The organism is Lactobacillus sp. (genome assembly GCF_014803895.1).
This window is the reverse complement of the sequence record NZ_JAAVAU010000030.1, coordinates 40249-50241: the sequence shown is the minus strand read 5'-3', so window position 1 is coordinate 50241 and position 9993 is coordinate 40249. Positions and strand designations below refer to the sequence as shown.

General features: G+C 29.4%; 12 protein-coding genes and 1 pseudogene. 9 read left to right on the top strand and 4 right to left on the bottom strand.

From position 1 onward, the window contains the following. The 7 genes and pseudogenes from HDR40_RS08645 to HDR40_RS08615 all read left to right on the top strand — a co-directional run. A pseudogene (locus HDR40_RS08645) lies at positions 1-403 on the top strand (alpha/beta hydrolase); the annotation flags it as partial. 732 nt (positions 404-1135) lie between these two features. Beyond that, positions 1136-1912, top strand: a complete 777-nt coding sequence (locus HDR40_RS08640) for a GHKL domain-containing protein (protein ID WP_290625349.1) — start codon at positions 1136-1138, stop codon at positions 1910-1912. Positions 1913-1924: 12 nt separating this feature from the next. After that, on the top strand, positions 1925-2674 hold the full coding sequence (locus HDR40_RS08635; RefSeq protein WP_290625347.1) for a response regulator transcription factor: 750 nt from the start codon (positions 1925-1927) through the stop codon (positions 2672-2674). Between the two features lie 237 nt (positions 2675-2911). Then, positions 2912-3763: a hypothetical protein gene (locus HDR40_RS08630; RefSeq protein ID WP_290625345.1), complete on the top strand. Its 852-nt coding sequence runs from the start codon at positions 2912-2914 to the stop codon at positions 3761-3763. Next, the gene (locus HDR40_RS08625; RefSeq protein WP_290625343.1) at positions 3750-4319 is read left to right on the top strand and encodes a hypothetical protein; all 570 of its coding nucleotides are present in this window, start codon (positions 3750-3752) and stop codon (positions 4317-4319) included. Before HDR40_RS08630 ends, HDR40_RS08625 begins: the two co-directional genes overlap by 14 nt. 14 nt (positions 4320-4333) lie before the next feature. Next, complete coding sequence (locus tag HDR40_RS08620) at positions 4334-4933, top strand: ATP-binding cassette domain-containing protein (RefSeq protein ID WP_290625341.1); 600 nt, start codon at positions 4334-4336, stop codon at positions 4931-4933. Then, a complete protein-coding gene (locus HDR40_RS08615; protein ID WP_290625339.1) occupies positions 4923-5408 on the top strand; it encodes a hypothetical protein in 486 nt (161 codons plus the stop codon). The genes HDR40_RS08620 and HDR40_RS08615 overlap by 11 nt, the downstream gene beginning before the upstream one ends. A 92-nt stretch (positions 5409-5500) precedes the next feature. Here the strand turns inward: HDR40_RS08615 and HDR40_RS08610 are convergent, their stop codons facing one another. Both HDR40_RS08610 and HDR40_RS08605 read right to left on the bottom strand, forming a co-directional pair. Beyond that, positions 5501-6145 (bottom strand): DsbA family oxidoreductase, encoded by a 645-nt coding sequence (locus HDR40_RS08610; protein WP_290625337.1) that lies wholly within the window; start codon positions 6143-6145, stop codon positions 5501-5503. 102 nt (positions 6146-6247) lie between these two features. After that, positions 6248-6892: a DUF4767 domain-containing protein gene (locus HDR40_RS08605; RefSeq protein ID WP_290625335.1), complete on the bottom strand. Its 645-nt coding sequence runs from the start codon at positions 6890-6892 to the stop codon at positions 6248-6250. Positions 6893-7087: 195 nt separating this feature from the next. On the opposite strand from HDR40_RS08605, the gene HDR40_RS08600 reads away from it, so the two are divergent. Next, entirely contained in the window at positions 7088-7981 is an 894-nt protein-coding gene (locus tag HDR40_RS08600; protein ID WP_290625333.1) for a zinc ABC transporter substrate-binding protein, read from the top strand. Between the two features lie 86 nt (positions 7982-8067). Here the strand turns inward: HDR40_RS08600 and pyrR are convergent, their stop codons facing one another. Together pyrR and HDR40_RS08590 are read right to left on the bottom strand one after the other, a co-directional pair. Beyond that, positions 8068-8607, bottom strand: coding sequence for a bifunctional pyr operon transcriptional regulator/uracil phosphoribosyltransferase PyrR (pyrR, locus tag HDR40_RS08595; protein ID WP_290625331.1), 540 nt, complete (start codon positions 8605-8607; stop codon positions 8068-8070). 16 nt (positions 8608-8623) lie between these two features. After that, positions 8624-9235, bottom strand: a complete 612-nt coding sequence (locus tag HDR40_RS08590) for a DUF4767 domain-containing protein (protein WP_290625329.1) — start codon at positions 9233-9235, stop codon at positions 8624-8626. Positions 9236-9426: 191 nt separating this feature from the next. On the opposite strand from HDR40_RS08590, the gene HDR40_RS08585 reads away from it, so the two are divergent. Next, the gene (locus tag HDR40_RS08585) at positions 9427-9993 is read left to right on the top strand and encodes an ECF-type riboflavin transporter substrate-binding protein (protein ID WP_290625327.1); all 567 of its coding nucleotides are present in this window, start codon (positions 9427-9429) and stop codon (positions 9991-9993) included.

The following is a 9993-nucleotide window of genomic DNA, read 5'->3' as shown; positions in this document are numbered from 1 at the left end:
TGAAAGAAATCATAACTTTTCTAGTGAAGCCTATCAAAAAGCAAACAAACATTTTATGAGTCAGCATGTAATTAAAATGACCTCAAATCTGCCCGAACCCGTCTTACGAAAGAAAAAAGGTGGTACTATTGCTTATACTACTGCTTGGGGTCCCAACGAATATACTCCCGAAGGAAATTTATCCAACTATGAATATACCGATAAATTAAAAAATATTACACTCCCTACTTTGATTACTAATGGAACAGATGATTTATGTACCCCCTTAGTCGCAAAAACCATGAATGACCATCTAGCAAATAGTTCTTGGGAGTTATTTGCAGGTTGTGGTCATATGCCTTTTGTACAAGAACGTGATCATTATATTAGGCTACTAATTAAATGGTTAAATGAATACGACTAGCCAATTCACCATAGATTATAGTCTGTAGATTACAGTTCATAACTTTTTTCAAGTCAGGAGTACAAACTTGTTATAACTTGCACTTAATATTGAATATTAATCGTCTTTTTTGGTATTTCTATCTATGTTACACTAAAAAATATATTTTTTGGAGGTTTCAAGTAACAATGAATATTTTTGAATTATTATTTTTTAATCCGTTTGTTTCTTTTGTAGTTAAAAGGGGTAAAGGAAATCGGAGACATTTTATTAAATGGTAGATTTATCAACTAACGGACTAGAAGTGGGAGCCTATGAATTATGCGGTTTATTATTTGATTACATCATCTTCTATGCCTTAAACAATAAAAGAAAATTTTATCTTTCAGATATTATTTTCTTTTTTATTACTTTTCCCATTTTATTTATCTTACAAGATTTCGGGATGCCTATCACTCTGATTGTAACAATCCTTGAAATTTTTAGTTTCTGGATTTTTTACAAAAAAAATTTGGTCCTTTACAAACTCTAACAACAGTTGTATTAACCAATTTTCTTTCGCTAGCAGTCGACTCAACTTTAGGCGAACTAGAAGATTATAAAATCTTTTCCTTCCTCTACTTTTCAGTACTTTTTTATCTTCTAGTAATTTTTATACTAGCTTGGGTAACATACCACTTTAATTTCACCAAATTTCTCACTAAAAATAATGACTATTATTTACTTTCTTTAATTATTTTTTCTTTTGTTACTTTGCTTCTAGTAGAAAATTTTTCTAAATCTACTGTTTTAATTTTTATTCTTTTTCAATTTATCTTTTTAATCTTTTTACTGCGCTACTATCAAAAAAAGGAGGCAACTCAACAATTAGAAAGAGAAAACAAAAACTTAGATATTTACTTACAAACACTTAAAATCGAGCAAGATAAATTACGAGCTTTTAAACATGATTATCAAGATTTGCTTAAAGGGCTAGCACATGATATAGATTCTAATAACTTCAAAAATATTCTAAGTAAATTTGAAGTATACTCAGCTAACCAACTTTCGACAAATAGTTTAAATATTTCCGAGTTGAACAATGTTTCAAATCCTTATCTTAAAAGTTTAATCTTAGAAAAGTTCAATCAAATTTATAAGATGAAAATTCCATATACTTTTGAATGTGTTATTCCTATTAACTTTCCTAGTACTATTAATACATTTGATTTACTGAGAATAGTAGGAATTGGCTATAACAATGCAATTGAAGAAAGTCTAAACCTTAAAAGATTAGGTAAAAATTTTGAAATTAAAACAATGATTTATCAAGGTAATTCTGATGAAATTGAAATTACTATTAAAAATAGGGCTACTATGCAAAAAGATGTTTCTAAGCTTACTAAGCAGGGTATTACAACTAAAACAGGGCATACGGGCTTAGGATTAGCCAATGTGGTAGATATTGTCAAAAATAGCAATCATCTTTCTTTCCATTACAGCCTAAAAAATGGTTGGTTTACTTTTACACTTACAATTTTTAGCAGTTAGGAGGTTCCCTCAATGCAACAATTTAATATTTTTGTTTGCGATGATAATCCTGCTTATCTCAACGAAGTAACTGATGCTGTTAAACAATCTACAATTATCCTATCTGATGACCAACAAAACTTTAACATTTTTAATACTAAGACCAATTATTCTGAGTTGCTGAATTATATTTCTACACACAAAATTCAAAATAATATTTACTTTCTTGATATTGAACTTCAACAAGAAAAAAATGGTCTAGATTTAGCTGAGCAAATTCACTCGATTGACCAAAATGGGCAAATAATTTTTGTAACTTCTCATCAACATTTTGCATTTTTAACCTATCAACGCAGAATTAATGCTTTAGATTATATATTAAAGAATCTGCCTGCAACGAAATTTCAAGAGCGTATTACTGAAACTTTAACACAAGCTAAAGACAATCTCCTTCAATTTTCTCAAGTAGAAAAAGAAACTTTTACATATAACATTGGGAGCCACGTCTATAAAATTCCTCTTGATAATATTTATTATATTTCTACTATTCAAAACTCCCACAATTTAGCCTTAATTACTAAAAATGGTTCTTCTTATTTTAGAGAAAGTATTAAAAATATTGCGAGAATTTATCCTTCTCTGACAAAAGTTTCTCAATCTTATCTCATCAATTCTAAAAATATCTCCGATATAAATTTAAAACATAGAACAATTACCTTTCCTAATAAGAATATTGTTCCTTATTCCTTTCGCTATCAAAAAATTGTTAAAAACCTAATTTAAAAAATTAACGAATATGCCAAAAATATGGCAACTTGCGCCAATTTCTTTTTTAAAGATAAATTTGAGGTATCCTTGTTAGGTAAATAATTTTACTATTTTTGAAAGGAATTAAATGACAATGAAAATAAAAAATCATTTATATAACCAAACCTCACCCATGTAAAACTCCATTTTAGTGCAGATAATAAATAAAAGAAGGAATTTATTTCCTTCTTTATTACTTTAAAGGACAAAACTATGCTCAAAAATACTAAAAGAATTTTAGCCCTTCTTTTTTCTATTTATTTTATTACCCTTAATTTTTACCTATTCAGTTACTGGCAAGAAGAACATTCTTTATTAGTTCAAATTAGAAAACTAAATAGAACCAATCCTTTCCAAGGATTGAATTCATTTGTACACATCCAACTTTCACAAGATCCTCCTTTTACTACACCAGGCCTTATCTATACTATTGTAAGTTTCATAATTATCCCACTTTTTGGCTCACTCTTTTATATTTATCAAAAAGACAACGCCACATTTAATTTTTTACCCCAAAGAATATCCTATTCAAAATACTTAAAGAAAGGGCTTCTTTCTTCATTTCTAGGTGGATTTTTACTTTCCCTTTTTACCAGTATTTATGAAATTATTTTTGTTAACTTAACTCTTTCAGGAATTAACTATTCTGTTAATGGTTATTTTAAAGAAGTTGGTGCCCCTTCTTTTTCAAATAATACATTAATCGAAGTAGTTTCTCTTATCGCTTTAAACGCGTTAGGTTGGAGAATTTATTCAATGTTTATTTTTGCTCTGAACTTATATATTCCAAAGATAATTTTTTCTATTCCTAGTGGATTTCTCTTTTTCTTAATTATTACCTTATTAATTTCAGTTTTTGGAAATCGGAACTCTCTAGTTATGGTTATTAGTGGCACTCTCTTTCCAGAAGCATTAGTATCTCCCGGTTTTACCACCTTTTATGGTCTAGCATACCCAATAAATTATTATCTTCAATTCATCCTTTCGGCTGTATTTTATATTTGTTTAGCTCTTGTTCTAGCTGTTATCTGGAAAAAACGGAGACTTAAATATGGCAAAAATTAAAAGAACATTTATAACCTTTGCAGTATTTTCATTAATATTAGGAATTATTTTTGGACTTTTTATTTTTCTGACCAGAGCAAGTAATGATTTACCCTATCTATTTATTCATCAACATGGACTTTCAACTTATTATCAGACGTTCTTCCTACTTTTAGTTGCTTGGGAAATATTTTATTTCAAAAAAATTCGTTCCCTAATTATTGTTCGCAAAATGCAATCCTTATTCATCTATCAACTTTGCTTATCTGTAGGTACCAATTTAATTTTATTTATTCTCGGACTATTTTTACCGTTTATTCTTACTAATTCTCTTGCCTTTAAATATGGAAATCCAATTTATGGCAGCTTGATTATTATTCTTCATTTTATTATCTTGGCTATTTTAACTTGGGGGCTAATTTTAATTTATAATTCAAAATATCCAGTTATTTGGCTATTATTAATTCTCTTTATTAATATTTTCTATCATCAAACTCTTGAAACTAATTACTTAATTATTCACTATAGTAAGTATTTTGATCCTCTTTGGCGTGCTATGCACCATATTTATATTTAATAGAAAGGCTCTTTATGCAAATTTCAAATCTTCAAAAATCATTTAAAAATAAACAGGTTCTTAAAGATATTAATCTAACCACTAAGCCAGGACAGTTAATCCATATCGCCGGTCGTAATGGCTCGGGAAAATCTACCATTTTTAAAATTATTACAGGCTTGCTTAAAGCAGATAGTGGCAGTATAACGTTTGATAATAACACCTATATTGGGGCTTTAATTGAAAATCCTGGTTTTTTAGAATATGAAACAGGATTATCCAATCTTCAATTTTTAGCTAATCTACGACACAACTATAATGACAGTACAGTTCGACAACTTTTAGAATTTTTTTATTTAGATCCAGATGATCGACAAGCTATTCGAAAATATTCTATTGGTATGCGGCAAAAAATTGGTATTATCCAAGCCGTTATGGAAGATCAAAACCTTATTTTATTTGACGAACCTACTCGTGGACTAGATCCTGATAGCATTCATCAATTTGCTTCTCTACTTAAAAAATTAAAAAAAGAAAATAAAACTATTATTGTTGCTAGTCACGATGAAATTCATGAAATACCTTATACTCACTTTTATAAGTTAAGTGACGGAGTACTTGTAAATGAAAATTAATAAAGTTTATTTTTCTTTTACTCTTTTTTTGGCTATCTTTTTGATCGAAGTAAAAATAACTCAATCTCTTTCAAATAGAACTTTATTTTTAATAACTTATGGTTGGTATAACAAAACTCTTCTGTTAAGGTCTCTTAACGGCTTAATATTTATCTTTGACTGGTTAAGTATTTTGTTAGCAAGTACTACTTTCTCATCAGTAAACAATTTTATTATTTTTCGCACTCTAGCGTTTAAAAGCAAAATAACTAAACTTTCTCCTTACTTAGCCCAATATTTCCTTGGAATTCTCTTAATTCATTTAATAACTTTTACCTTAGCATTCGGAACCATTTCAACCTTTTTAATTCTTTTACTACTCTTCTCTACTTTTTGTCTGAGCTACTTTTCTTATAATCATCAAATTGCAAAAGGTATTTGCATTCCGATTCTTTTAGTAATTATTCGAAATCTTATGCCTATTTTAATAAGTTGATGTTCAATATTTATACTAAATAATTAAATAAATGCAACTAATAAAGAGCTACTGGTATTGTATCCATATACCATAGCTCTTTTAAATTTATATTATGCTTGTTTATAATAAGCACTATTAATAATTCTCTTTAAAGTTTCAGATTCCTGCACATCTTTAAATTCCTTACCATTTATTATCATAAAAGGTACTGAATTAATTCCTTTATCACTTAATATATTTTCTTGTTCAATAACTAAATCACGATATTCGTTAGTATTAAGAAATTTTTCAACTTCATCATGATCAAGTCCAACTTTTACTGCCCGATCAATTAATACTTCATGATTAGCTAATTCGCGATTTTCTGTAAAATAAGCTTTAAATAATAAGTTAGCCAGCTTGATTGCCTTTTCATTATCTTTTTTATCATGCTCAACCCATTGCACCAAACGGTGAGCATCCATAGTATTAGTATTAAGAGTATCAGCATACTTAATATCTAAATTAGCTGATTCACCAAGCTTTTTAATGGATTCAAATCTTTTATCTACTTCAGCTTTAGATAAATTTTCTTGCTTAGCTAATAAGTTACCAGTTGTATCTTCAGCACGTTGTGGTGCATCTTTATCAATTTGTGCAGCATGAAGATTAATCTTAATATTACTTAATTCTGAATCCTTAATTACTTCCTGTAAACGTGTAAAATCTACATAACAATATGGACAAGCATAATCTAACCAAAGTGTAATTTCCATAAAAACTACTTCTTTCTTAAAAGTAAAAACTACTTATCTTTTAATAATTCTTCTGACACGACTATCATAAGACCTTCAAGTGGTTAATTCAAGCAAATCTTATTAAACGTCACCATTCATAACATCCGTAAAGTTCTTATTTAAGTCTTTATCCGTACTCTTAGTTAAAGTGATATTACCGCTTTTAACAGCACTATCAACTAAAACAACAGGCTTTTTATCATGTAGACAGAATAAATAAGTCGCATGCTTACCACTGCCTAAGTCACGATTATAGATTGAAAGTACCTTGTAACTATAAGTATCCCCACCTTGAGGACTCCAACCAATACTGATCTTTTTACCATTTAAATAAAACTTATCTTTTTTGAAAGTATCCGGATAAATACGAGTATTTGCAACTTTTAGAGCATTTTTGCCATCATATTTAGTATAGGTTACCTTACGCTTTTTCCCCAACGCTCTCATTGCATCAGTTAAGTGTGCGTCCTTTTTTTCAGTCCACGTTACCTTAGCTTGTTCTTGTTCTTCTTTAGTTTGTTTTTCTTTGAGCTCTTTTTCTAACTTCTTCGATTGAGCAGCTGCTTGACTTTTTTCAGTAGACTTTTCACTACTCTTTTCAGTAGATTTTTTATCTTTACCAACAATAATATTATTTCCATCATTAGATACTTTAACTTGCCCACACCCTGCCATAGTAGCAGACAGAGCTAAAGCCATTGCACCTAATAAAATTACCTTTTTCATATTACTTTCTCCTAATTAAATTTTCTTTACATATTAATCCTATCATAATTATAATAAACTTTTATAAATCTACAAAAATTGTTCTCATTTATAATATGAAACAATTAATATTATTGACTAATATTAATATTTCATGTATTCTGATATGATTTAGATAATAGCTAAATCAAATTTTAAAGGAGATTTCATATATTTATGAATAAGAAAAAATTATTTAGTTTATTTTCAATTTTAGCGCTAGTTTTAGTTATCCTTACAGGCTGTGGTAATTCTAATTCCACCTCCTCAAAATCTTCAAAGGATAATAAAATCTCTATTGTAACTAGTACCAATATTTATGCGGATATTGCGAATAATATTGTTGGTAAATACGGTAATGCTCAAGCCATTGTTACAGGCGATGTAGATCCACATGATTTTGAGCCTAAAACTAGTGATGCTAAAAATATTCAAAATGCTGATATTATTGTAGCTAACGGTTTAGGCTATGATAGTTGGCTTGACAAATTAGCTGATGCGAGTGGTAAAAAAGTCATTAAAGTGGGGAATGATATCATGAAACTTAAAAGTAATGCTAATCCCCATATTTGGTATGATTTAAATATGCCTGTTCAATATACCAACTATTTAGTTGAACAACTTTCTAAATTAGATAAGAAACATGCTTCTTACTATAAAGAAAATGGCAAAAAATATATTGCTAAAATTCACAAAGTTCAAACTATTGCTAATAAAATCAATGGCAAAAACAGCAAGCCTGTTTTTGTAAGTGAACCTGTTTTTGATTATGCATTATCAGCTACTGGATTCAAAATTGGCGATAAAGATTTCGAAGATGCAATCGAAAAGGGGACAGATCCAACACCACAAGTCATCAACAAGATGAACAAAGATATTGCTGGTAAAAAGATTGCTTTCTTTGTGAATAATACTCAAGTAGAAAGTTCAACTGTTTCCAGTTTTATCAAAAAAGCTCAAGCTAAGAATATACCTATCCTTTCAGTTAGAGAAACCATGCCAAACGGCACTACTTATTTGAAGTGGATTACCCAAAATTACGAAAATTTAGCCAAAGTCGCTAAAAAATAAATTTAATTATAACTAAAAAAATCAGATTAGCACGTTTTATCAAAAATACCGCTCATCTGATTTTTTTATTAATAAATACTATTTATTCAATTCAATTTTTTTAATTCAATATTATCCTTACCATCAATTTCAGTCACTTGTACTGCTACTTGTTCATTAAGTGAGGTAGGAATATTTTTACCAACATAATCCGCTTTAATCGGAAGTTCACGATGTCCTCTATCAACAAGCACTGCGACACTAATTCTTTTAGGACGACCTTCATCCATTAATGCATCCATCGCTGCTCGTATTGTACGGCCAGTATACATAACATCATCGACTAAGACAACATTTTTATCATCAATTTCTACTCCAACTTTTTCAGATTTAACGACTGGATCTTGATGACGAGATGCATCATGACGATCATCACGATATAAAGTAATATCCAAGGTACCAACTGGAATTTCTACTCCTTCTAGTTCATAAATCCTCTTTGCAATTCTTTGAGCTAAATAGATTCCACGAGTCTTGATACCTACTAAAACTAAATTTTCTGTACCCTTATTTCTTTCAATAATTTCATACGTAATTCTTGTTAATGCACGCTTAATTGCAACTGAATCAAATAATTCTTTTGTCATAAATTCTGCCTCATTCTTATTTTTCATTTATAATTTTTGCAAATCCTTCATTCAAGTTTTCATCTGTATTAACAGTTAATGGGATAACTTCAACATTGGTAGTAGAGTCAACTAAGACTACTGGCTTTCCTTTATGTAGACAGAACAAATAGGTTGTATGCCAGCCATTACTCTTTACATTACGATTATAAATAGCTACTACATTATACTCATACTTATTTTTACCTTCCGGACTCCAACCAATATCAATTGATTGATGGTTATCAATTGAGAATTTCTTATGTCCAAAAGCTTCGGGATAAGTGACACCACCAACAGTTTTAATTGAACCATGACCCGTATATTCCCGATAAGTTTGATCAGCTGCAGAACTCCATTCTTTGACTACTTTTTGTAACTGCTTTGATTTTGATTTAGACCATAAAGTCTTTGACTTCGTAGAAGAAGTTGTAGAACTTGTTTTATTAGACTGCTTAGTTGGAGCCTGTGCTACTTTCTTAGTAGAAGTATTTGATTTTTTGGAACTTTGATTAGAAGTGGTTGAAGTAGATGACGAATTATTTTGACTACATCCTGTGAGACCAAAAGAAATTAAAATCGTGCTTGTAAAAAATATTAATTTTTTCATTGTATCACCTCTTCATAATTATAGTTTTAATCTTACCATGTTTTATGTCCTGAACGACTATTATAAACAAATTTTATCTATCTGATAACCTTTTTAGCCCAGTATCCGTTTACATTAATTAGACTCCTTGACGAATGAGAAAATTTTCTCTAAATTGAGTTTATCAATAGAATAACGAAAGAGATTTTAAAATGAATAAAACAAAAACCTCAACTTCAGTACGTAATGTTGTTGCCATTGGTATAGGAACTGCTATCTATGTTATTTTAGCTCGTTTTACTTCTATTCCAACAGGAATTCCTAATACAAATATTGAAATTGTTTACCCATTTTTAGTTCTACTAGCTACGATTTATGGGCCTAAAGTTGGTTTTAGCGTAGGTTTTATTGGTCACACCCTCTCTGATTTTCTAATGTACGGACAAACTTGGTGGAGCTGGGTATTAGCCACTGGTATGCTAGGTTTTGTAGTCGGAATTTATGGTAATAAATTTCTTGATTTAAAAAATGGTATTTTTTCTCCTAAACAAATAATTTTTTTCAATATTGTTCAAGTTTTTGCGAATGCCTTCAGTTGGCTAGTAATTGCACCAATTGGTGATATTTTAATTTATAGTGAACCCGCTAATAAAGTATTTTTGCAAGGAATTAGTGCTACAATAGTTAACTCAATTTCTACGTTAATTTTGGGAACTATTCTATTAAAAGCATACGCTGGTACTAAAATAAAAAAAGGAAGTTTAAAGAAAGAATATTAA